Here is a 21,511-nt window from a genome sequence, read left to right on the forward strand (position 1 = left end):
TAGTTTACCCTTTTGTTTAAAATCAATAATCCCGGCAAGCGGAGACGGATGGAAAACAGGCATGAAAAAAAAACCCGGAATCTCCGGGCTATCTGCTCTGACTTATGATTCTTAAATTATTAAATAGTTCGGCTACCGTTATGAGCCCGACTCCACCCGGTACGGCACTGGCCATACGCGCCTTGGTCTTGGCCTCTTCATGGACATCGCCTACCATCCTGCCATTTTCATCAAAGTTGATACCGACATCTATTATTACGCTTTCTTCCCTTACCATATCCGGGGTAATAAAACCGGCCTTTCCCACTGCAGCCACCAGGATATCGGCCCGGCGGGTTTCATCCCCCAGGTTCCGGGTCCGGGAATGACAGAGGGTGACGGTGCCGTTTTCAGAACTCATCATCATGGCCAGGGGACTGCCCAGAATAGCGCTTCGGCCTACAATGCATACTTTCCGCCCCTCTATATCTATGCTGTAATGTTTCAGCATACTGATAACTGCTCTGGGGGTGGCGGGCTGGATCCCAGCCTGCTTGCTGATTAACTTGCCCAGGTTGAAATTATGTATGCCTTCCACATCTTTATGGCAGTCGACAGCGTTGACCAGCACGCCGGCTTGCAGATGAGCCGGCAGCGGGGTCTGCAGCATGATCCCGTTGACGCCGGGGTCGCGGTTTAATTCCTCAATATATCCAATTGCTTCCTCCTGGCTGACACCGGCCGAGAGATTGGTTATCCCTACTTTTACCCCGGTCTCATCCCCAAATTTCTTTATGCCGTTCACATAGGCCAATGAGCTTTTATCATCGCCTATGCGTACAACGACCATGCTCATATCGGTCTGCTGGGCCGCCCGGGCTACGTCTTGCTTTATTTTTTCTCGTATTTCTTTCCCGTAAATTAACATATTTCCCTCCGTGTCGTTTTTAAAATGCCTGTTCGATGTGATTAATACTTGCCTGGTTGCTGGCATCAATAAGTATGGCGATAACGTCGAATCGAATTTCCCGGTAAGGACCTTTCCGATTATTTAAGTATATCAGAGCCGCCTTGCGCAGGCGGCGTATCTTCTGCCTGGTGACCGCCTCCTCGGGAGAGCCGAATCCGGTATTTCTCCTGGTTTTCACCTCTACGAAAACCAGTTTTCTGTCTTTCTCACATATTATGTCCAGTTCCCCATAGCGGGTACGATAGTTTCTCTCCAGAATGTCATATCCCTTACTCTGCAGAAAACGTGCCGCGGTATTTTCTCCCCGCAATCCCAATTGCCGTTTCATAACCTACCCCTGTTCAATACTTTCTATCCATGGAGTATATGAATGCCAGTATTTCTGCAATTACTGCATAAAGTTGCGGGGGGATTTCTTCATACAAATCAAGTGCCATGAGATATTCTACCAGTTCCCGGTCTTCTTTTAAAGGTACTCCACTATCCCGGGCCACCTCTTTGATCCGCTCGGCGATGTAGCCGCGGCCCTGGGCCACCACTGCCGGAGCGCGGTCTTTTTCCGGGTCATAGCGCAGGGCTACCGCCTTTTGCAGTTCGTCCTTTTCGTAACCATTGGTCATAACTTTCCCCCCTACACCGTTACATCTATGGAAAAGGGGCGAAACTTTACCGGCAATTCTTCCATTTGGGGTCTTAATTTGTCGGTTTGCTCATCCTTTTGGGCCACTCTGACTCCCAGGTTAATTACACTGTAGCCCAGTTGCCCAAGGCCGGTAACAAGCTGCCCTATGTTACGGTTTAGATAGTTCATCACCTTTTCCCCTTCAACTACTCCCTGCAGGGTCAACGCCTTATTGCGGCTCCAGTTCACGTGGAAGAGCACCATGCCCATGTTGGCGGTATCCAAGGATACAATGAATTTAATATTATCCTGATCTTTAATTATCTTTTTACCCGCTTCCCGATTAATCCGCAACTGACATAAACGGTATTCATTGTTAACCTTGACCGGAAAGGAGAAGTAGTAATAGTTGAAGTTGGAATCCGGCAAACGGCTAAGGTAATTAAATATCCGCTGCCCGCTGATTTCCTTTTCCATGCCTTCTATTCTGGTGAGCAGTTCCGTAAGCAGCGGTGATTTTGAGCCGTTGTTCACGCTTTTTATTATATCTTCCAGCAGCAGCAGACCTCGTATGAGTTCCTTTTCGGACTGAAACAAGCTCTGAATTTTATCCGCCGTAACCGCAGGCTTATCGCCGGCCCGCATCTGCAAAAGGTCCAAAAGGGGACGAAGAAGTTCCGCAGCTCTGACTGCTTCACCTTCATTTTTAAGTCCCGTCAATATGCCGGCACTTCTATCTCCACCGGCTGGGGCCGGCGTTTCTGCATTCAGTCCGGGGAAAGTCCTCCCCGGCACGGCTTGTTGGCTGTCGCCCTTCTCGGCAACAGGCCGGTTGACAGTGCCGGCTGCCCCTTCTTCTCCGTCCGCCAAGGTTGAAGGCATGCCCGGGTTTACAGGCCGCTCAGGAGCGGCACCCTGGCCAGCCCTTTCGGCTGGCGGACGGGTCACGCTGTTTGAGGGATTCTCATCTGTATCCCCAGGTACCGATACCGCCAAAGCGGCTGGGGCTTCTGGCCTGGCCTGCTGCTGTCCGTCTCCTGCCCGGGGCTGGGATGCCCCGGCAGACGGCATTTCCCGATTAGGTGCAGATGGTTCCGGCGGCCGGGCAATACCCTCTGTTTCTGCAGCTGCCGGTTGAACCGGAATATTTGCCACTGACGCCGACCGGTTCGCCGTCGACTCGCCATGCTGCAGCCCTGGCAGCTGGATCTGGCTGCGGCCGGTAACACTGTCTTCCGCAGCATTATTACCAGCCGTCTGCATTGCCGGAGACCTGGTTATAGCAGAAGATAAGCGATCAGCTTGCTGGGGAAGCTGGCCGGCGGCCGGGCGCAAAAGCTCATCCAGGCTCCGGGTAAGGGTTTGCAGCAGCTTGCCCAGGTCGCTTTCCGGATCAGTAAACTGAAGCAGGGCATTTAATATCGGCCGATTCACCGGCAGATTACGGGACAGGGCAAAAGCGACCGCCTCCAGATTACGCTGGTTTGCCCCATCCAATAGATTAATGCCCTTTGCCATTTCACTAAGGTTATGGGGAGTAACCGGGAGATTATGCTGCAGCAGCTTACGGGCCATAACAACCGTATCTTCCCGGGCAGGAATACCTATGGTCTGCAGATTGGCTGATAAGCTGGCACTCTCTACCTTTTCCATCCGTTCGGGGCTGAGTACTTTTAAATAGGTTTTACCGTCCCTGAAGTCGTCTACCATCAGAAAAAGCTGCTGACCCGATTTGACCATGACTTCGGTAGCCGCTTCGATTAAGCGGCCTTTAAGCAGCATTACCACCAGCCCGTCAGTTTTGACTTCCTGAACCGTACCCTGCAAAATCTCACCCCGGGAAAAGGAAATGCCCTGGTCGGAAGGGGTGGCAATATTAAGCATCATCCTGGTCAAAGAGACCTGGTTGCCTTCCATAGACACCTCCTGATAACAAGGATTTTACCGGCTCGAAGCTGCGCCGGTGTATGCTACAGGGCCCTTTTGCCATCAAGGCCTGCATATGTTCCCGGGTTGCGTATCCTTTGTGCTTGCTGAATCCATAGCCGGGATAAATTAGCTCCAGAGCCTCCATGCCCGCATCCCGTTCGACTTTGGCCAGAATGGAAGCGCAGGCAATGGAAAAGCTTAAACTATCACCTTTGATAAGGGATTGCTGTTTAATATCTATATCGGGTAGTTTAAGGGCATCAATGAGCAGAAAATCAGGTCGCGGACGCAGCTCGGCCACAGCCGTATACATAGCTTCGCGGGTAGCGTTGAGGATATTGATTTCGTCCAGGTAAGGCGGATTTATCGCCGCAATTGCCCAGGATACGGCAGCCTGTTTAATTTGGGCTGCCAGTCTTAATCTCTTACCCGGACTCAGTTTTTTGGAATCATCAACACCGGCAATAAAGGTTTTACGGGGCAAAATTACCGCTGCTACCACCACCGGCCCGGCCAGCGGCCCCCGCCCCACTTCATCAATGCCGGCTATGTATTGAAACCCCTGTTGGCACGCTTCCTCTTCATATTTATACAGGCTTCTGATTCTTTGCCTCTCTTTGCGTAAAGCATCGTCCATGGTCTACCTCTGGTCTTTTAAACTTTCACGATAAGCCAGCGTTGCTGCCAGTGTTTCGCCCTGCAGTATCGCCTCTCTTATGCCTTTAACCGCCCGGGCGTCTCCAATCACAAATACACTGGGATGCAGACTTAAAGCCTGGGTATATATTTCATTATCGGGCTCATAGCCTGTCGCCGCCACCACATAATCGGCCGGCAGCGTTTCCTCCTGACCATTGGCACGGGTAATCCGCAAACCCGGAGGGCTTATCTCCAGCACTTTACTGCCGGTCAGGCAGGAAACCCCGGCATTTTGCAAGCGATTGAGCAAATCCCGCCGGTTTTTCTTTTCCATCGTCGGAGCCATAAACTCCGCTTGCTCTATTATGGTAATGTCATTGCCAGCCCCAATCAGGTAATCGGCGGTTTCACAGCCGTTGCTTCCGCCACCCACGATAACTACCTTCCGGCCGCTAACCCGGAACCGGCCGCTTAACACAGCCTCCGCCTGCAGGCATTTTCGCCCATCCCAGCCCTTGATTGCCGGCTGCAACGGTTTTGAGCCGGTGGCAACAACCAGGTGTACGGGACATTCATCTTGCAGGTATTCCGCTTTAAAAGGCTGATCGAGGTTTATGTTAACCGGACTCCTCCGCACCTGCCTTATCAGGTAATCCCGGAAAAGCGCTATCCTCTCTTTATGGGGCGGCACCGCTGCCAGGTTTAACAACCCCCCCAGTTTTCCCTCCTTTTCAAACAGGTTTACGGCAAATCCATATCGAGAAAGAGCCAGCGCCGCCTGCATCCCCGCCGGGCCTCCGCCCACCACGCTGACGCCAGGCCTGTTCTTGGCATTCAAACGTTTCCTGGCTGGGATCTCCCGTTCTCGACCCGCGGCAGGATTGACCGTGCAGCTCACATTTATACTTTTGAAATTGCTTTCAATACAGTTATTGCACATTATACAGGGGCGTATATCCTTAAGCTCACCATTCTCGGCCTTGCAGGGCCAATCGCTGTCAGCCAGCAGAGCCCGTCCCAGGAAAACCAGGTCGGCCTGCCGCTTATCAATGATTTCCTCCGCCGTCCGCGGGTCTCTGATAACACCGCCACTAATGACCGGTATTCGCACCGCTTGTTTTACCGCTGCCGCCATATAGCTGCGCCAGCCTTCGGGATAAGATGCCGGTTCAATACTGGTAAGTCCCGATTCGTAGGTACCGCAGGAGCAGTTAATCAGATCCGCTCCCGCCGCCTCCAGCAGCCGGCATATTTCAAGCGACTCGGTCATTTCCAAACCGCCGGGCACAAAATCGTCAATATTAAGACGAACTCCCAAGAGCAGGTCAGGGTAGCTTCGCTTGATCCCGGCCACTATTTCCAGCAGCAATCGGGACCGATTCTCAAGGGTTCCCCCATACCGGTCCGAGCGCAGGTTGGAATCCGGGGAGAGAAACTGGTTAATCAGGTACCCATGAGCGGCATGAAGCTCAACCCCGTCAAATCCAGCCATATAAGCATAGCCGGCGGCAGTAATGAACCTGTCCCGGATATCCTCCACTTCCTCCGGGGACAGTTCTCTTGGAATCTCCTTGATGGTTTTGCACGGCAGGGGTGATGGAGCCACGGGCTGCATCCCGGTAATGGCCGCATGAGCCTGGCGTCCGGCATGAAAGATCTGTATGATCGTTCTGCTGCCGGCTGCCTTTATGGTCTCGGCCAAACGGTTTAAACCTCTTATGTAGCGGGGATGGTCGATTAGTATCTGACCAAAACCTTCCCTCCCGGCAGGCGCATCCACGCAGGCAGCCTCAACAATTATCAAGCCTGCCCCTCCCCGGGCTCGGGCCTGATAGTAGGCTATCTGCCTTTCACTCACCTCGCCATTGAGATCGGCATAGTTTACCGCCATGGGTGCCATCACCACCCGGTTCTTAAGCATCACCCGGCCAATTTTTAGCGGCGAAAAAAGCGCCGGAAATCGTCCCATCAATATCCCTCCCAGTAATTTATCTATTGTCGCAGAATATACGCGGATAACGCCGGTTTAATTTAATCTCTATCTAATTGCTTCGATAGTAAGGCTCTCCCAGTTGGCTGCGGGTGGATTCCAGAACCGCTTGCAGGACGGGAAGGTCGCCCCTGCTCAGATAAGGGTCCCGACCCTGATTTATTTTTTCGATACCGGCTTCCACCGGTATTACACGGTATTTTAGTTTTCCGTCGTCATTATAGGGATGAGAAAAAGTCGGAGTATAGGAAACCTCGTCCAGCAAGGTCTGCCCGTTTTCCATATTCTTGCTGAATTTCATTTTAAGAACGATGCCGCTGTTCCGCTCCTTGCCATGCTGGGCACTAATAAAATTCCCCATGGAGTAGACAACAAATTTATCCTTTCCCCCCACTTTGACTACTTCCATAGTCTGAATCACATGGGGGTGGCTTCCCAATATCACATCTGCCCCTGCTTCCAGAAATTCGCGGGCCATCACCACCTGCTCCTGGGTGGGCCGGGGCGTATATTCCAGCCCCCAGTGCAGCACCAATATTATTACATCCGCCTGGGGGCGCAGCGCCTTGATATCCGCTTCGATCTTGCCCCTGTCCAGGAAATTGAAAAACTCCGGGTGCTCTTTGGGTACCGGTATGCCATTGGTGCCATAACTGTAAGCTATGTATGCGACTTTAATTCCCTTGATATCCTTAATCAGAAAAGACCGGGCTTCCTCCTCATTGCGATAGGTCCCCGCTGTATCCAGGCCTGCACCCTGAAGCACATCCAGGGTGCGCATAGCGCCATGGTAACCCCGGTCAAGCGAGTGGTTGTTGGCGGTAATCACCAAGTCAAACCCGGCTTCCTTAAAGGCTGTAGCGATCGCATCAGGGCTATTAAAGGTAGGATAGCCGGTATATCCGCTTTCAGGTCCGGCCAGTGCGGCTTCAAAATCAATAGAGCTGTAGTCCCCTTCATTTATCAGCTCCTTCACCTCGGCAAAAAAATGGTCATAGCGATAGGTTCCGTCCGCCTGCAGTCCTGATTTAATCTGCGTGTTATGCATCAAACAGTCACCCGCCGCCGTAAGCGTAATACCCACTATGCGGGGAGCTTTTTTCACTTCTCCCGAGACTGCGTCTTTACTTTCGGTTTTTTTACCCGACTCAGCCTGCATTTCCTGATAAATCGTTATAGACGCCAAACAGCCCAGACATACGAGCAATACTACAAGGCCAGCACGCTTAAACAAGATAATCCTCCTCGGGGTTATTTTCTGCAAAAAATAAAGAGGAACTTCTAATCGGTTCCTCTTTATTGTAACGTTTTATTCCGTTCCCGTCTCTTTTAAAACGCTGATGCTTATCTGCGGATTACCATTTCCCACAAATCCTTGTTATCTACCTTGATGTCTACTGCAAAGCCTTGCGACAAGGCCAGTTTGCTTACATTCTCTTTCGAGACCTGGCTGCTGCCCAGTATGTGCAACTCCCGGGCTCCTGCATCAATAGCCTTTTTAGCCCGCAACACCGGAACCGGGCAACTCAGCCCGCGTACATCCAGCTTTTCCATTTTTAATGAGCACCTCCTACTCTTCCCGGTAACTATATCCGATCCATACCATTAATATGATACCGATGACACAAGCAATCTGGCCGTAATTTCCTACCCCTGCCGGTGAAGCCGCCAGCATGAAGTTATGACAGAAGGCAGCCCCTGCCGTCATTCCTATCACAACAGCCGCAGCATCCATATCACCTTCACCAGACAGAATCAATTGCCGCAAGGGGCAGCCCCCAAGCAAGGTGGCGGTAAGACCGACCAGGAATAGTCCCAAAAAATTCCACAGCTGCATAGTATGCGCTATAGGCTGGTCGTTAAATCCAGGCTTGAAGAATCCGAATACCAGGTTTAAAACCAGGGCTCCGACAAATATACCCAGGAACCCAATCAATAAATAATTATCCTTTATCAGTATGAAATCTCTGATTCCACCGCTAAGGCACATACGGGTACGCTGAGCCAAGAATCCAACCGCCAAACCGGCCATCAGAGATATGCCCAGGGGCGCCGTCATGGAGCCCGGCCCTTCTTTACTGAAGAACAGCGGGCCTCCGGCTTCGGGGTTGAAGATTGTGCCCTTTAAAAGCAGGAAAAGGAAAAAGGCAAAGATAATAGGCAGCAAATAGCCGCCGACATTGGAATGGCTGTATTCCGACCGGCCTAAGTTAAAGCCTTTTTTCAGGAATAATACCCCGGCGCCTACGCCGGCTATAAAGCCGATAAAGCCTACGACCGCGTTGAAATCCCCACCGGCCATTCTCAGCACATCTCTCAGAGGACAGCCAAGAAAAACCAGGGCGCCAATCATCATGAATACGCCCATAACAAAGCGCACCAGAGTGGATGACCCTCCCCGAGCCCTGAACTCGCCGCTAAACATGGCGGTAAACATGGCCCCCAGTATGAGTCCTATTATTTCCGGACGCATATACTGTACCACTCCTGCCCGATGCAAGCCTAAAGCTCCTGCAATATCCCTTTCAAAACAGGCTATACAGAATCCCATGTTGCCCGGGTTACCCAGTTTGACCAGAATAGCGGCAAAGGCCCCGATAACCAGCCCGGTCAACAGAATAAACCACTTGTTTCTGTTCACTGTTAACTTACCCTCCTTGCTAAGCATAACTTTTCATTATACTTAAAATGTTTTTGCTTTATAGACATATTTATTCTGCAGAGATTTTTTTAATCCTTCCTAAATTTCGAATAATTTATTTATTATTTTTAGCAAGTAATAATCATAAATAATAACCAGGCCAGGAGCGCCTTTTCTCCTGGCCTGGTTGTTACGTGACGGTAACCTGAAGCGTTTACCCTAATCATGCTTCGCAAGACTACCTGCAGTTTCTATTATTCCAGGCTTATCCGTCCTAATCTGCCCTTGCGAAAATCCTGTAACAAAACATTACAGGTTTTGTCCGCATCCACTTCCCCGCCCTTGACAAGGTGTCCCTTGCTCCGGGCTATATCCTCCAATATTTCCTGCTCCGGCCGCTCCAGGGAGCCGATTTTAAGCTTTTCCCGCAGGATGTCCGGAGCTTTTTCCTTTAATACCCGCAACAAGTAAAGGCAAACATCATATTCCTGATAAGCCTTCTCTCCTACTATATCCAGCAAAGCCAGGTTCAGGCCCTGCTCTTCGCTTTCGACTTTCGGCCACATCAAACCCGGGGTATCCATAAATTCTATGTCCTCCCGTATTCGTACCCACTGCTTACCCCGGGTTACACCGGGCCGGGCTCCGGTTGCGGCCACCTTTTTACCGGCCAGGCTGTTTAAAAAGCTCGATTTTCCTACATTAGGTACGCCAACTATCATCAACCGCGCCGGGCGGGGCCTTCTCCCCCTGTTTTTCAGGTCTTGCAATAGGGGAGCAAAGGCAGCGGCAATAATCTGCAAAATTTCACGGGAACCTTTGCCGCTGCTTGAATCCATAGCCCCCGCCAGATGGCCTTCATTCCGGATGATCTCCAGATGACGGCTGGTATCCGCCGCCGGCGCCAGATCCATCTTATTTAAGACAATAATGGTCTTCTTGGGACTAATGATTTTTTCCAGCTGCAGGTTGCGGCAGGAAAAGGGAGCCCGGGCATCTACCAGCATGGCGACTAAATCCACCAGCTTCAAGTTTTCCCGTATCTCTCTTTGGGCTTTAACCATATGGCCTGGAAACCAGTTAATACTCACGATTCGCCCTCCGTTGGCAGAATTGATGCTTAAATAACCACAGATTAACACTGCTATTAGCTGCGCCCAAACCTTGGCGGTTTATTATCATCCGCGGTTGCCTGCTTGCAACCTATGGGTATGGGGCAACAAGTTTTTGTTTGATAAATAAAAGGAGAATACCCGGCGGTATCCTCCTCCCTGACTGATGCGTTATGTTTACTGAAATTAAAATCTGCCTTTTTCCTTAACCCGGGCCTTCTTGCCAGTCAGGCCGCGCAGGTAAAACAGACGCGCTCTACGGACTTTGCCCCTGCGGGTAACTTCAATCCTGGCAATTTTAGGCGAATGAATCGGGAAGGTTCTCTCCACGGCTACACCATAAGATATTCTCCTGACCGTAAACGTCCGGGACAATCCGCCGCCGCGAACTTTAATCACCGTACCTTCGAAGATCTGGATTCTTTCCCTGGTGCCCTCGACCACCTTGACGTGTACCTTTACGTTATCCCCGGGGGCGAAATCCGGTATGTCTTTTTTGAAGTATTCATTTTCAATTGATCTGATTATATCGTTCACTATTCCGACCTCCTTCCAGCAGGCGTTCGTACATTGTCCCTAATGCAGCGGACCGCCTTCGTTACACAGAACATTGGTATTATATCATAACCTTTATACATAACTCAAGAAAAAAGTGGCTACTCAAACCAGCGGCCGCCCAATAGGCGGTCAATAATAATAGAGACCGCACTGCGTACCGACAAGTGATTGTAACCGGCATCCCCCTCGATCGGTTCCAATACATAGGTGCAGGAATCCATCAAGCCCTTCTCCATTCCCCAGCCGGTGCCAAAAAGAATTAAAAAAGGTCTTGCACTGTTATGAATCTCATCCTTCATCCGCTTGTAGGAGACCGTATTAGGATATACCCTGGCATCTGTGGCTACAGTATCCGGCTGCAGTCCGGTCTCATCCTCAATAACAGCAAGCACCTCACCCAGATTGTCGGCTATCTGCAAACGGCTGAAGGCCTCTTTTCTATCCGGGTTGTAGCTTCCCCCAAAGCCCTGCTGCCAGTAGGAAACAATCTCTTCAACCAAGCGGTGCTGGCCGGGGGAAGGGTGAACCACAAAGAAACGCTCCACATCATAAGTCCGGGCCACCCGGGAAATGTCATGCAAATCCAGGTTGGTAACGGAGGTGGTAATGGTATCCATCCGCTTGTTGTACATGGGATAATGCAGAAGCGCTATATAGACCTTTGCCTTTCTCACCTTTTTATGGCTCCCTATTAAATAGTATTTCCAGCAGCAGCTGCTTTTCTTCGCTGTCATATTCCCGGTTTAACAGCAGTTCCGGGCGCTTGAGCAAGGTCATCAAGAGGCTTTGCTTTTTACGCCACAAGCGTATTTTTTCATGATGCCCGGAAATCAAAACCTCCGGTACTTCTTTTTCCCGGAAGACACGGGGGCGGGTATAATGGGGGTATTCCAGCAGGTTATGGGTAAAGGATTCCTCTATCGCTGATTCCTCATCCCCGAGTACTCCCGGTATCATCCGGGAAACGGCATCAACCAGAACCATAGCCGGCAATTCCCCGCCGGTTAAAACATAGTCGCCAATGGATATCTCTTCATCAAACATATCGAAGACCCGATGGTCAATACCCTCGTAATGCCCGCAAAGCAGAACCAGATGACTTTTTCGGCCCAGTTCCGCCACCTTTGCCTGACTCAGGGGGCGGCCCTGGGGGGAGAGATAAATCACCCAGGAATCGGTATCTTTGCAGTTTTCAAGGGCCGGAACTACCACATCGGCCTTCATCACCATGCCGGCGCCGCCGCCGAAGGGGTAGTCGTCAGCCTGCTGATGCTTTCCCGGAGCAAAATCCCGGACATTTATCAAATTGATTTCCAATAAGCCCTTTTCCCGAGCCCTCTTAATAATGCTCTCATTAAATGGTGAAGTAAACATCTCCGGAAAAAGGCTTAATATGTCGATCTTCATCGCAATCACCTGTTTTTAATGATGAACTTTAAATTGAGGAAGCAAAAGCCTAGCCTTGATAGGTAACGCCTGGGAATTGCGGCCTGAATTCAACATCCTATAACAACCCTGGCAGCAGTCTAACCAACATCCTCTTGGCTTCCGGGTCAACCTCTAGTATTACCTCTTTAATAGCCGGCAACAGAATTTCTCCATGCTGCGCCGATTTAACCACATAGACATCATTGGCTCCGGTTTCGAGGATTTCGGTCAGTTCACCCAGGAGACCCTTCTCCTCGTCATAAACCGATAACCCCTGAAGCTGAAAATGATAGAAGCAGCCCTCCGGCAAGGGATAAAGCTGGCTTGATTCGATCTGCAGCAGCGCATTCCGGTATTCCTGAGCATCTTCCCGGCTGTCGATGCCCACCAGTTTCAGCAGATAGGCTTGGCCGTGAGGACGGGCTTCTTCCACCGACACTTCCCGGACGGCGCCATTATGGGATACGATAACCTTTTTCAGTTTTTTGAATCTCTCCGGGAAATCAGTCAGGGGGGCTATCCGTACCATCCCCTGATAACCGTAGGTTCCCGCTACCTTTCCTATATTAATCAAATCTTCCCTTTTCAAGCCGACACCTCTTAACCGCCAATAGATAGTGATAGGGCTAAAATTTAGCCCTATCTTAGTATCTCCACGACAACCCTTTTTCCTTCCTTAGCTGCAGTCGCTTTGGTAATAGTTCGAATAGCCTTGGCTATTTTACCCTGTTTGCCAATTACCTTCCCCATATCATCGGGTGCAACTCTGAGCTCTAGAATGATTGATCTCTCTCCCTCAATCTCGGTCACGTCAACCGCATCCGGGTCATCAACCAGAGACCTGGCAATAAATTCGACTAGATCTTTCACTTATGTTCCACCCCCTGCCCAGATTAACTACTTACGGCTTTCTGCAAACTTGGCCATAATACCCTGCTTCTGAAAAAGGGATTTGGCCGTATCAGATGGTTTAGCTCCACTGCTCAGCCATTTCAGAGCCTTTTCCTCATCGATTTTGACGGTCGCCGGGTTGGTTGAGGGGTCATAGTAACCAATCTCCTCAATAAATCTGCCATCTCTGGGGGACCTGGCATCAGCCACAACAACTCTATAAAAAGGGTTCTTCTTGGCTCCCATTCTTTTCAGTCTGATTCTTGTTGCCATATGTTCACCTCCTTAATGCCTGGGCGGCTGGTTTCACTGGTTAAGCTTAGCTGTATTTAAAAGGGAAATTTCATAGGCGGCATGCCGCCTTTTTTACCCTTACGGCTACCCATGTCCGCAAATTGCTTCATCAGCTTGCGCGATTCTTCAAATTGCTTCAGCAAACGGTTTACTTCCTGAACTTTGGTTCCACTCCCCCGGGCAATGCGCTTTTTGCGGCTGCCGTTGATCAGGGCGGGGTTGCGGCGTTCATCCGGGGTCATAGACTTGATAATTGCCTCCACATGGCCCAACTCTTTTTCGTCGAAATCAGGTTTGACCCCTTTTAACTGCTTGCCCATGCCGGGGATCATACCCAGCAAATCCTCTAGCGGGCCCATGGAGCGAACCTGCTGCATCTGATCCAAAAAATCCTCCAGGGTAAATTCCTGCTGCCGGATTTTACGTTCCATCTCCCGGGCTTTTTTCTCATCAAAAGTAGCCTGGGCTTTTTCCACCAGGCTAAGGACATCTCCCATTCCCAGTATCCGGGATGCCATGCGGTCAGGATAGAAAACGTCCAGGGCATCCAGCTTCTCTCCCAAACCTACCAGCTTGATGGGACAACCGGTGACAGCCTTGACCGAAAGCGCGGCTCCGCCACGGGTATCCCCATCCAGCTTGGTAAGTACCACGCCGGTTACTCCCAGCTCGCGGTTAAAACTTTCCGCAACATTGACGGCGTCCTGCCCGGTCATGGAGTCCACTACCAGCAGTATCTCCTCCGGGGTTACGGCTGCTTTAATCTCTTTCAGCTCATTCATCAGTTCTTCATTGATATGCAGGCGTCCGGCCGTATCCAGAATTACCATATCCCGGTTATGGCTGCGGGCATATTCCAATGCCCCCCGGGCGATATCAACCGGATTGGCCTGACCCATGGCGAAAACCGGTATCTCAACCTGCTCACCCAGTACTTGCAGCTGTTTTATAGCAGCCGGACGGTAAACGTCACAGGCTGCGAAAAGAGGGCGCCGTCCTTGACTGATAAGCTTTTTGCCTAACTTGGCCACCGTGGTGGTCTTTCCCGATCCCTGCAGGCCTACTGCCATAATTACGCCGGGCGTACGGGAAGAGAAGTTTAGTTTGCTTTCCGAGCCCCCCATCAGTTCGGTCATTTCATCATAAACTATTTTAATAATCTGCTGCCCCGGAGTCAGGCTCTGCAGAACTTCCTGTCCTACGGCCCGCTCCCGTACCCGGCCAACGAAATCCTTTACCACTTTAAAATTAACGTCAGCCTCCAGCAGAGCCAGGCGAACTTCCCGCATGGCAACTTTTACGTCTTCTTCACCTATTTTGCCCTTACCCCGCAGTTTGCGGAATATGTCCTGCAAGCGGTCAGATAAACCTTCAAATGCCACGTTACCTCTCCTTCGGTTAAAGCATAGCGCTTATTTCCTCTAATATCTGCAAGGCTTTATATTTTGCCATTCCCTCAGGCTGATCAAGTATAAGCTCGTATACTTCCTGCAGGCGATGGCGTGTTTCCCTAAACCGGCCTACCAGCCCAAGTCGGTCCTCATACTCCTTGAGAGCGGTTTCGGCCCTTTTCAGAATATCGTAGACACCCTGCCGGGTGATCTTCATATGGTCAGCAATCTCTGCCAGGGACCAGTCATTCTCATAATGAAGGTCCATAACGTCCTGTTGTTTTTCGGTCAGCAACGGACCGTAGAAATCCTTCAGTAAAATTATTTGGCTTCGCTTCTCCAGCATGGCTGCTTCTCCATGTGTAAAGGTAATATGCTTTACAGATAAATTTTAGCCGCAGCTTGGCTTGCTGTCAAGCTGCCCCGCACTTTAATTATGGCTGCGGAATCTTTCAGGTTTTAATTTTATAAACCCTCCCGGTTTTTCAAGCCACATGATATAATTTAGTCGGACTAGCTTATAATTTGTCAATTTGGAGGAGTTGGTGGAGTGAAGGAAAAAATAGCCCTGATAGTGGACAGCATGTGCGACTTGCCCCATGAGATTATTAGCCGCTTTGGGATCAAGGTCCTGCCTGCCAAGATTATTTACCCTGGCGAGGAATACAATGATCGGGTAGATATCCAGCCTGAGGACGTATATCAGCGGATGCCGGATGAAATTCCTACGACTGCCATGCCCTGCCTGCATGATATAAGACAAACCATCGAGGCTATTTGTAAAGAGGGATTTACCCATGCGCTGGCCCTGCACATTTCCGGCGGCCTCTCCGGAACCGGCCAGGCAGTAAAGATGGTAGCCCGGGACTTTGAAAAAAACCTCAAGATAAGCGTGATTGACACTAAGACCCTTTCCATGGGAACCGGATGGATAGTACTGGATGCTGCCCGCAACATCGCCAGCGGCCTTTGTTTTGACAAGGTTACCGAGAGCCTGCATAACATTCAATCCAAAGTCGAGGTTTACTATATAATCGAAACCTTGGAATACCTGCGCCGGGGTGGGCGGATCGGACGGGTTGCCAGCATGCTGGGAGAGTTCCTGCACCTGAAACCGATTATTTCAGTCGACCGGGAAGGAAACTATTTTACCTATTGCAAAGCCCGGGGTCGTATGAAATCGATAGATAAACTGGTGGAAATAGTGGAAAAAGCGGTCAAGGAAAAACAAATAAAGCTGGCTATCATGCATGGAGGAGCAGCCGCCGAATTCGAAAAGCTGGTGGAGAGGCTGCGCAAATTACCCAACATCAAGGAAATAATTACATCGGATATTAGTCCCGCCCTGGGCGTCCATACCGGACCGGGCTTGCTGGGAATAAGTTTTTACGAAGTATAAAAACAGACTGCATTTGCTGGTATTTACCGGCGTGAATGGTAACTGTGCACGCCGGTTTTTTTATATCACGTTATTGTAAATATTTGCCATTATGTTATAATGTTAGTATTACTTGAAGAGGAGATTGGCATTTGCCCTATAAAAAGACCCTAATCCTATCTTTAATATCTGCGGCGCTCTGCCTGGCATTCGTTTTTTCATCCTTCATACCGGCTTCACCTTCAACCTGTATAACCGATGCCGGGCCGTCACCCGAGGAAATAGCCCTGGAAGCAATGGTAAAAAGCTTCAAGCTGTACCACTCCTTTTTCAACGATTTTGACTACCAGCAGGGCTATCAATTATCCCGGCACGGGATAACCCGGGAAGCGGCTATCGAGTATCTAAGCCTTGGTTTTGAAACTGAGCTGGCTACAGCCATAATAGACGAATATACCTGGATAATACCGGAGCGGGGCTGCCTGGCAATTAAGCCCTGTGACGGCTTACCCATTTTACATGAAGGGGACCTTCCCCCTCTTACCTGCAACCGGATTAATGACCGCAATATAGTTTTTTCCGAAGAATTCACCGGCTGCTACTCCCCCAACGACCGCTATGTCTACCGGGTGGAGATGAAATATTATGGGAATCGGTGGAAAATATCGGCACTCAGCCTGGACAAACAGTAAAATCCCATCGGTTAGCAGGAAAAAAGCTATAAATTAGCGAAATGGGTTTACAGTAATAATCAGCAAAGGCGTGAACCTGTTTGAACAAATTTTATGTAGCAGACAAAAACCACTATACCCGTTACTGGCCTGTTTTGACTATATTATTTATCGGCGCTGTGCTGGCCTGGTGGCAAGTATCGTCTTCCCTGGCTGCAGTCCTGGCCGCTGCCGGGTTTCTGTTCATGCTTATCAACGATAGAAGGGGCAAGAGCAAGGAAGGCGACTCCATAGAGGTTTTGGACAGGTGTATAATATTTAACGAAGGTGGCCAGAGCTCCAGTATTGCTTTTACGGATATTAAAAAGGTTAAATACACCAGCACCCTATCCCCGGGAAACCCGGCCATAGTTATAGAAACAGGGATAAATAAAAGGAATATACAGCCCTCTGATTATGACAAAGGCGGGAAATTACTGCAGCAATTGGAGGCTAAATTCACTGCTTTTCACTGCCCGGTAGTGAAATAACCGTAAAGCCTAAGCAAGCCGATACCTTTGCAGCAGCCTTTTTACTGCTGCTGCTTCCTATTCCGGAATTTTGCTCAACCGGGTATCGATAGGCTTCCCCGGTCTTCGGCATCTTCTTTGCGTTCGATTAAATTCTTCTTTTACGAGGAGGCCTTTATGGGCCTTTGCCCAGATGCAAATGCGTTATCTGTAACTTTATTGCGGATCAGGTCACTTTCTGCTTGGCTAAGCCTTTTTATTATCTTCACATCCCTGGATTTTTGCAAATCCAGTTCATACGGGGGGATAACGGTATTTCCTTTTTGGTCGCAGATTACCCGCACCAGCGGACGATCCGCGTTAAATTTATTGGCTGCCAGAATTACGCCAATCCGCCCGTTGCCCAGACCGACGAGGCTTCCGACCGGATAAACCGCAACATTGGCGCTAAAAGCCTCAACTATCTCCGGGGCAAAGTAACTGTTCTGCAGACCTTTTAAAACCGTTAAGCCTTCGCTGGTAGAATAGCCCTTACGATAAGGATGGTCGGAAATAATGGCATCAAAAGTATCGGCAACTGCAGCAATTTTGGCATATTCCACTATATCCCTGTTTCCCAGTCCCCGGGGATAGCCCGACCCATTTACCCGTTCGTGATGCTGGTAGGCAATGTGGGCGGCAGGTATTGATAATTCCCGGTAGGAACGTAAAATGTTGAACCCGATAGCGGGGTGTTGCTTAATCTCGTCCATTTCGTGTTTGTCGAGCGCCCCAGGGTTACTGATAATACTGGGGTCAATATTAACCATGCCAATATCATGTAAAAGCGCACCCAGCCCCAGATCGACCAGACTGCTTTCCGTATACCCCAAGCTAAGGCCGGTTATAACGGAGAATACTGAAACATTGATTGCATGAAAGAGGAGGTAATCGTCGTAGCTGCGAATATCTTCAGTCTGAATCAGGTTATTGCGATTGCTAACCGCCTCGTCAATAAGCATGGCAACGCTCTTCCTCAGGGTTACCATATCCAAGGCCTTGCCTGCTGAAAATGCATGCAGGGAATTCTTCAAATTAGCGGATACAATGCCAAGTATCTTTTCGGAAACCATTTCCGGCACATCTATATCATCCAGGTTATCCTTTATATAAATCGAACCGATTCCGAGCTGTTTCAGTTTATCAATATAGCTTTCGGTCAGCTCCGTATTCTCAGTGATAAGGTGACGCCCCTCTGCCCCCATTACCTTTCGTGCCACTACCATTCCAGCCCGCAGTTCCTCTGTATAAACCCGCCTCATACAATCCCCCCATAGAGATATGGAAATGTAGCGCCAAGGCTTTTCCATTATCCGCCCTGAACATTGTATTCAGATTACTCCATGTACCGCCAGTTTTCATCCACCTTTAGTCACAATTTTAATAGGACTTTTATCATTTAATAGGACCATGTTAGACCTATTGATTATTCGGGAAAAAAGTCCAAAAATGATATAAGCGGCTGCCTAAAGGAAAGAGGGCATAAAAAAAGAAGGGTTATTATCTAACCCTTCCTTCTGTTTCAACCTTAGTAGCGACTGCGTTTAGCCTGGTAACAGTCCCTGCAATATACAGGTCGGTCGCCGCTGGGCTCGAACGGTACGGTTGTTTCCTGACCACAGGCAGCACAAACTGTCGTAAATACCGGGCGATCCTCTCTGGGGCGGGAACTGTAACCATTGCGTTGCTGTTTGCGGTTTCTTCTGCATGCCGGGCAGCGACCCGGTTCGTTCTGAAAACCTTTCTCCGCGTAGAATTCCTGTTCCGATGCTGAGAACAAAAACTCGTTTCCGCAATCCTTGCACACTAGATACTTGTCTTCAAACATTAATTCATCTCCCTTCCGGGATTACTCTTGGACTTAGTTTTCCCCAAAAAGGAGATCCCTTCAAGAACAAGGCACAGAAATTATAGCCTAAACCTAACCTAATTGTCAAATTCTTCAGTTGGTTTAAACAGAAAGTGGTAAATGATCTTTCGGGAGGTATTCCCAGGGATACCTCTACACGGAGCCGAGCTTACAGCTAAGAGTAAACTGCAGGCAAGGATACTCCCATTTTTGCTCCTGCTCCAATAATATATCCGCCATAGCGGCTATCGCACACCCAAAATCCGGGGCAATTTGCAGCGCCTGCCGGTAATACTCCCCGGCTTTGGTCAAATCCTCCTGCCTGAATAAATCCCCCAAGGACAGCATGGCCCAATTAGCGGTACCTTCGATATCAGCTGCTCTGACATAGCTCTTCATGGCCTCAGCCGGTTGGTTTTTCGCCCGATAGGTATCCCCCAGCCTTAACCAAGGCCAGCCTGATTGGTCGCCGCCCCGGATTACCTTTACAAAACATTTTTCGGCCTCTGCAAAATGCCTCAAATTATATTCGGTACTCCCCAGATGGAACCAGGCCCCGCTATTTGAGTCATCTAATTCGGTCAGCCTATGGTAGCACGCCTTCGCTTTTTCATAGTCGCCGCCGTTTTTAAAGGCAGCAGCCAGCTTCAATAAAACCTCAACATCGTTCGGCTCATTTTTTAACCTTGATTCCAGGTCGTCTATCAATTGCCCGGTGTTGTTCATGACCATCCCCCTTATCATCCTCTCCATATTCTTAAGCTTCCAGGCTCTTATTCTTTAGACATCGTTTCTGTTTATGCAGGGAGATTTCAGGTGCCGCCTTCATGAGCCCGAATTATCTGCAGAGCCTTGTTCACATTTTCCTCGGCCGTAACCAGGGTTACCATAAAACCATGTTTTCCCGGGACACCAGCATCAGGGTTCCCTACCCCGCTGGCTGAATCCGTGGCAGCCAATAAAGGACTGGTACCTTCTTCCCCTTCACTGGCCGAATATAGGGTTACACCGCTCAGGGTAACAGCGTTATTTACAGGGTTATTGTATTCCTCTTCCCGGGCCGGACTATAGCGAGTCACCTGGTCAACCTGTATAGAGCCAGGTTCAGGAACCAGCCCGGCATCCCTCAGTGCCTGTGCAGCCTCCTGGGCCTTGTCGGCAGAAGGAAAAAATGAAAAAACACTGTGCTCGCCTTTATCCAGTTGCAACAAAACCACCTCCGCTCTTAGTCTTTCCCGGTAAAGGTGAGCCTATTCGGTTATTGGCTGGAGCTTACCATATCCCCAATAAAGTCAGTAACTCCCTGGTTGCGTGCCTGTTCTCCCGGCTTATAAGATTACTGGCTGCATTCTGTGCCATATTGACCATCGGTTCCTGGCTTAAGCCCGACAATAAAGGTTGGGCGATGCTCTCCGGCTGATAATATCCGTATACACCCTTCCAGCCGGGCAAGGATATATTTAGAATCGCCCGAATTTCATCGCGGCTTAGCTTTATTCTGTCATCTTCCATGGATAAGGTGCTCGCCAGCACCAGGGAACCAAAATGATTCCGGATGGAAAATTTAGTATTTCGGCTTATTATCGCTGCCGGGGTGTTATCCAGAAGTGCATTTACGGCCCGACAGGTAAATTTCAGTGCTATCAGCTGATTTATGTAATATTTCTTCTTTAACCTCCTTCGCTGTAACTCGTCGGGAATTTTGTCCAGATTCTCTCTAGTTTGATTAAGCCTTTTTATTATTCCCAGCAGTTTGGCAATCTTATCGACTTCATGCATAAAAGAATCCCCTAATAACCATTCCCATCACCTTCCTAAACGCAGGGCGGCAACTAAACTTTCCCTCAACCGCTCCTTTGCCGGTACCTTGTGAAAAATCAACTGATGGACATAAATGGAACACTTTCATTTAAAAGTCTAATTAGTTATCTATAATAAAAAATCCTTCCCCGAGAAGGATTAATTTTAGAATTCTTTTAAATTGCTCCTATAAAAATAAACCGCGGAATCTACCGCGGTTTACCGATTTTCTATGGTGGGCGATGACAGGCTCGAACTGCCGACCCCCTGCTTGTAAGGCAGGTGCTCTCCCAACTGAGCTAATCGCCCTTGCAATGGTGACCCCTGGGGGACTCGAACCCCCGTTACCGCCGTGAAAGGGCGGTGTCTTGACCGCTTGACCAAGGGGCCACGATAGAAGCCGGAAGTCGGACGACAGAGGTTGGTTTGACTTCGTTTTATAACCTCTAATCACCCGCCAGGGTTAGAAGATTCTGACATCCTACTTCTGACCTCTGACTTCTGAAATGGTGGGCCTACCAGGACTCGAACCTGGGACCAACCGGTTATGAGCCGGTAGCTCTACCAACTGAGCTATAGGCCCGGAGTACTGCGGAACCCCGCAAGAGTTAGTATACCAAACTACCATTTAAAAGGTCAAGAGCCAAACTCTCTTATTTTGCGGGATTCTATCAAATAAAAAGCGGTAACTTCTGCAGGGTTACCGCCGGGAATGTTCATTGGCTCCCCGAGTAGGATTCGAACCTACAACCCTCCGGTTAACAGCCGGATGCTCTACCGTTGAGCTATCGAGGAATGCCCCAACGAGAAATATTATATCT

Annotated in this window: 26 protein-coding genes and 4 tRNA genes; 3 read left to right on the forward strand and 27 right to left on the reverse strand. The window is 49.6% G+C overall.

Features of this window, described 5'->3' with window-relative positions:
• Positions 1-88: 88 nt before the first annotated feature.
• From ACU70B_RS10210 to ylxM, 18 genes are all read right to left on the reverse strand, one after another.
• The gene (locus ACU70B_RS10210) at positions 89-907 is read right to left on the reverse strand and encodes a bifunctional 5,10-methylenetetrahydrofolate dehydrogenase/5,10-methenyltetrahydrofolate cyclohydrolase (protein WP_447183440.1); all 819 of its coding nucleotides are present in this window, start codon (positions 905-907) and stop codon (positions 89-91) included.
• 19 nt (positions 908-926) lie between these two features.
• Positions 927-1,277, reverse strand: a complete 351-nt coding sequence (locus ACU70B_RS10215) for a YraN family protein (protein WP_447183441.1) — start codon at positions 1,275-1,277, stop codon at positions 927-929.
• 13 nt (positions 1,278-1,290) lie between these two features.
• A complete protein-coding gene (locus tag ACU70B_RS10220) occupies positions 1,291-1,569 on the reverse strand; it encodes an EscU/YscU/HrcU family type III secretion system export apparatus switch protein (protein ID WP_447183442.1) in 279 nt (92 codons plus the stop codon).
• An 11-nt stretch (positions 1,570-1,580) separates the two neighbouring features.
• Complete coding sequence (locus tag ACU70B_RS10225) at positions 1,581-3,488, reverse strand: hypothetical protein (RefSeq protein ID WP_447183443.1); 1,908 nt, start codon at positions 3,486-3,488, stop codon at positions 1,581-1,583.
• Positions 3,448-4,137 carry a ribonuclease HII gene (gene rnhB, locus ACU70B_RS10230; protein WP_447183444.1) on the reverse strand — a complete coding sequence of 230 codons (690 nt, stop codon included), beginning with the start codon at positions 4,135-4,137 and terminating at the stop codon, positions 3,448-3,450. Before rnhB ends, ACU70B_RS10225 begins: the two co-directional genes overlap by 41 nt.
• A 3-nt stretch (positions 4,138-4,140) precedes the next feature.
• Positions 4,141-6,108, reverse strand: a complete 1,968-nt coding sequence (locus ACU70B_RS10235) for an oxidoreductase (protein ID WP_447183445.1) — start codon at positions 6,106-6,108, stop codon at positions 4,141-4,143.
• A gap of 73 nt (positions 6,109-6,181) precedes the next feature.
• Entirely contained in the window at positions 6,182-7,363 is a 1,182-nt protein-coding gene (locus ACU70B_RS10240) for a CapA family protein (RefSeq protein WP_447183446.1), read from the reverse strand.
• A 110-nt stretch (positions 7,364-7,473) separates the two neighbouring features.
• Entirely contained in the window at positions 7,474-7,683 is a 210-nt protein-coding gene (locus tag ACU70B_RS10245; protein ID WP_447183447.1) for a sulfurtransferase TusA family protein, read from the reverse strand.
• Between the two features lie 16 nt (positions 7,684-7,699).
• Complete coding sequence (gene yedE / locus ACU70B_RS10250; protein WP_447183448.1) at positions 7,700-8,770, reverse strand: YedE family putative selenium transporter; 1,071 nt, start codon at positions 8,768-8,770, stop codon at positions 7,700-7,702.
• 254 nt (positions 8,771-9,024) lie between these two features.
• Positions 9,025-9,861 carry a ribosome biogenesis GTPase YlqF gene (gene ylqF / locus ACU70B_RS10255; protein WP_447183449.1) on the reverse strand — a complete coding sequence of 279 codons (837 nt, stop codon included), beginning with the start codon at positions 9,859-9,861 and terminating at the stop codon, positions 9,025-9,027.
• Between the two features lie 207 nt (positions 9,862-10,068).
• Positions 10,069-10,419: a 50S ribosomal protein L19 gene (gene rplS / locus ACU70B_RS10260; RefSeq protein WP_447183450.1), complete on the reverse strand. Its 351-nt coding sequence runs from the start codon at positions 10,417-10,419 to the stop codon at positions 10,069-10,071.
• A gap of 119 nt (positions 10,420-10,538) precedes the next feature.
• Positions 10,539-11,114, reverse strand: a complete 576-nt coding sequence (locus tag ACU70B_RS10265; RefSeq protein WP_447183451.1) for an RNA methyltransferase — start codon at positions 11,112-11,114, stop codon at positions 10,539-10,541.
• A 4-nt stretch (positions 11,115-11,118) separates the two neighbouring features.
• A complete protein-coding gene (gene trmD / locus ACU70B_RS10270) occupies positions 11,119-11,847 on the reverse strand; it encodes a tRNA (guanosine(37)-N1)-methyltransferase TrmD (protein ID WP_447183452.1) in 729 nt (242 codons plus the stop codon).
• A gap of 97 nt (positions 11,848-11,944) precedes the next feature.
• A complete protein-coding gene (gene rimM, locus ACU70B_RS10275) occupies positions 11,945-12,457 on the reverse strand; it encodes a ribosome maturation factor RimM (RefSeq protein WP_447183453.1) in 513 nt (170 codons plus the stop codon).
• A gap of 50 nt (positions 12,458-12,507) precedes the next feature.
• Positions 12,508-12,738 carry a KH domain-containing protein gene (locus tag ACU70B_RS10280; RefSeq protein ID WP_447183454.1) on the reverse strand — a complete coding sequence of 77 codons (231 nt, stop codon included), beginning with the start codon at positions 12,736-12,738 and terminating at the stop codon, positions 12,508-12,510.
• A gap of 27 nt (positions 12,739-12,765) precedes the next feature.
• Entirely contained in the window at positions 12,766-13,032 is a 267-nt protein-coding gene (gene rpsP / locus ACU70B_RS10285) for a 30S ribosomal protein S16 (RefSeq protein ID WP_447183455.1), read from the reverse strand.
• Between the two features lie 56 nt (positions 13,033-13,088).
• Positions 13,089-14,435 (reverse strand): signal recognition particle protein, encoded by a 1,347-nt coding sequence (ffh, locus tag ACU70B_RS10290; RefSeq protein ID WP_447183456.1) that lies wholly within the window; start codon positions 14,433-14,435, stop codon positions 13,089-13,091.
• Between the two features lie 16 nt (positions 14,436-14,451).
• Complete coding sequence (ylxM, locus tag ACU70B_RS10295; protein ID WP_447183457.1) at positions 14,452-14,790, reverse strand: YlxM family DNA-binding protein; 339 nt, start codon at positions 14,788-14,790, stop codon at positions 14,452-14,454.
• 204 nt (positions 14,791-14,994) lie between these two features.
• On the opposite strand from ylxM, the gene ACU70B_RS10300 reads away from it, so the two are divergent.
• The 3 genes from ACU70B_RS10300 (at position 14,995) to ACU70B_RS10310 (ending at position 17,023) form a co-directional block, all read left to right on the forward strand.
• Entirely contained in the window at positions 14,995-15,843 is an 849-nt protein-coding gene (locus ACU70B_RS10300) for a DegV family protein (protein ID WP_447183458.1), read from the forward strand.
• A 131-nt stretch (positions 15,844-15,974) separates the two neighbouring features.
• The gene (locus tag ACU70B_RS10305; protein WP_447183459.1) at positions 15,975-16,514 is read left to right on the forward strand and encodes a hypothetical protein; all 540 of its coding nucleotides are present in this window, start codon (positions 15,975-15,977) and stop codon (positions 16,512-16,514) included.
• Between the two features lie 80 nt (positions 16,515-16,594).
• A complete protein-coding gene (locus ACU70B_RS10310; protein ID WP_447183460.1) occupies positions 16,595-17,023 on the forward strand; it encodes a hypothetical protein in 429 nt (142 codons plus the stop codon).
• Positions 17,024-17,163: 140 nt separating this feature from the next.
• Here the strand turns inward: ACU70B_RS10310 and ACU70B_RS10315 are convergent, their stop codons facing one another.
• The 9 genes from ACU70B_RS10315 to ACU70B_RS10355 form a co-directional block, all read right to left on the reverse strand.
• Positions 17,164-18,303, reverse strand: a complete 1,140-nt coding sequence (locus ACU70B_RS10315) for an HD-GYP domain-containing protein (protein WP_447183461.1) — start codon at positions 18,301-18,303, stop codon at positions 17,164-17,166.
• Between the two features lie 266 nt (positions 18,304-18,569).
• Positions 18,570-18,869, reverse strand: a complete 300-nt coding sequence (locus tag ACU70B_RS10320; RefSeq protein WP_447183462.1) for a zinc-ribbon domain containing protein — start codon at positions 18,867-18,869, stop codon at positions 18,570-18,572.
• A gap of 174 nt (positions 18,870-19,043) precedes the next feature.
• On the reverse strand, positions 19,044-19,643 hold the full coding sequence (locus ACU70B_RS10325) for a tetratricopeptide repeat protein (RefSeq protein WP_447183463.1): 600 nt from the start codon (positions 19,641-19,643) through the stop codon (positions 19,044-19,046).
• Between the two features lie 59 nt (positions 19,644-19,702).
• Positions 19,703-20,098, reverse strand: a complete 396-nt coding sequence (locus tag ACU70B_RS10330) for a hypothetical protein (RefSeq protein WP_447183464.1) — start codon at positions 20,096-20,098, stop codon at positions 19,703-19,705.
• Positions 20,099-20,162: 64 nt separating this feature from the next.
• Entirely contained in the window at positions 20,163-20,669 is a 507-nt protein-coding gene (locus tag ACU70B_RS10335) for a hypothetical protein (RefSeq protein WP_447183465.1), read from the reverse strand.
• A 254-nt stretch (positions 20,670-20,923) separates the two neighbouring features.
• Positions 20,924-20,999 (reverse strand) — tRNA-Val (locus ACU70B_RS10340).
• 6 nt (positions 21,000-21,005) lie between these two features.
• Positions 21,006-21,080, reverse strand: a tRNA-Glu gene (locus ACU70B_RS10345).
• A 117-nt stretch (positions 21,081-21,197) separates the two neighbouring features.
• A tRNA-Ile gene (locus tag ACU70B_RS10350) sits at positions 21,198-21,273 on the reverse strand.
• A 137-nt stretch (positions 21,274-21,410) separates the two neighbouring features.
• A tRNA-Asn gene (locus ACU70B_RS10355) sits at positions 21,411-21,485 on the reverse strand.
• Positions 21,486-21,511 lie beyond the last annotated feature (26 nt).

Source organism: Syntrophomonas curvata, from assembly GCF_052976825.1.

Coding starts and splice junctions, on each gene's coding strand:
- rpsP (WP_447183455.1), bottom strand. CDS start 13,032: ATGGCAACAAGAATCAGACTGAAAAGAATGGGAGCCAAGAAGAACCCT.
- ACU70B_RS10235 (WP_447183445.1), bottom strand. CDS start 6,108: ATGGGACGATTTCCGGCGCTTTTTTCGCCGCTAAAAATTGGCCGGGTG.
- ACU70B_RS10315 (WP_447183461.1), bottom strand. CDS start 18,303: ATGAGGCGGGTTTATACAGAGGAACTGCGGGCTGGAATGGTAGTGGCA.
- ACU70B_RS10320 (WP_447183462.1), bottom strand. CDS start 18,869: ATGTTTGAAGACAAGTATCTAGTGTGCAAGGATTGCGGAAACGAGTTT.
- ACU70B_RS10325 (WP_447183463.1), bottom strand. CDS start 19,643: ATGGAGAGGATGATAAGGGGGATGGTCATGAACAACACCGGGCAATTG.
- ACU70B_RS10210 (WP_447183440.1), bottom strand. CDS start 907: ATGTTAATTTACGGGAAAGAAATACGAGAAAAAATAAAGCAAGACGTA.
- trmD (WP_447183452.1), bottom strand. CDS start 11,847: ATGAAGATCGACATATTAAGCCTTTTTCCGGAGATGTTTACTTCACCA.
- ACU70B_RS10225 (WP_447183443.1), bottom strand. CDS start 3,488: ATGGAAGGCAACCAGGTCTCTTTGACCAGGATGATGCTTAATATTGCC.
- ylxM (WP_447183457.1), bottom strand. CDS start 14,790: ATGCTGGAGAAGCGAAGCCAAATAATTTTACTGAAGGATTTCTACGGT.
- ACU70B_RS10215 (WP_447183441.1), bottom strand. CDS start 1,277: ATGAAACGGCAATTGGGATTGCGGGGAGAAAATACCGCGGCACGTTTT.
- ACU70B_RS10220 (WP_447183442.1), bottom strand. CDS start 1,569: ATGACCAATGGTTACGAAAAGGACGAACTGCAAAAGGCGGTAGCCCTG.
- rnhB (WP_447183444.1), bottom strand. CDS start 4,137: ATGGACGATGCTTTACGCAAAGAGAGGCAAAGAATCAGAAGCCTGTAT.
- ACU70B_RS10245 (WP_447183447.1), bottom strand. CDS start 7,683: ATGGAAAAGCTGGATGTACGCGGGCTGAGTTGCCCGGTTCCGGTGTTG.
- ACU70B_RS10335 (WP_447183465.1), bottom strand. CDS start 20,669: ATGCATGAAGTCGATAAGATTGCCAAACTGCTGGGAATAATAAAAAGG.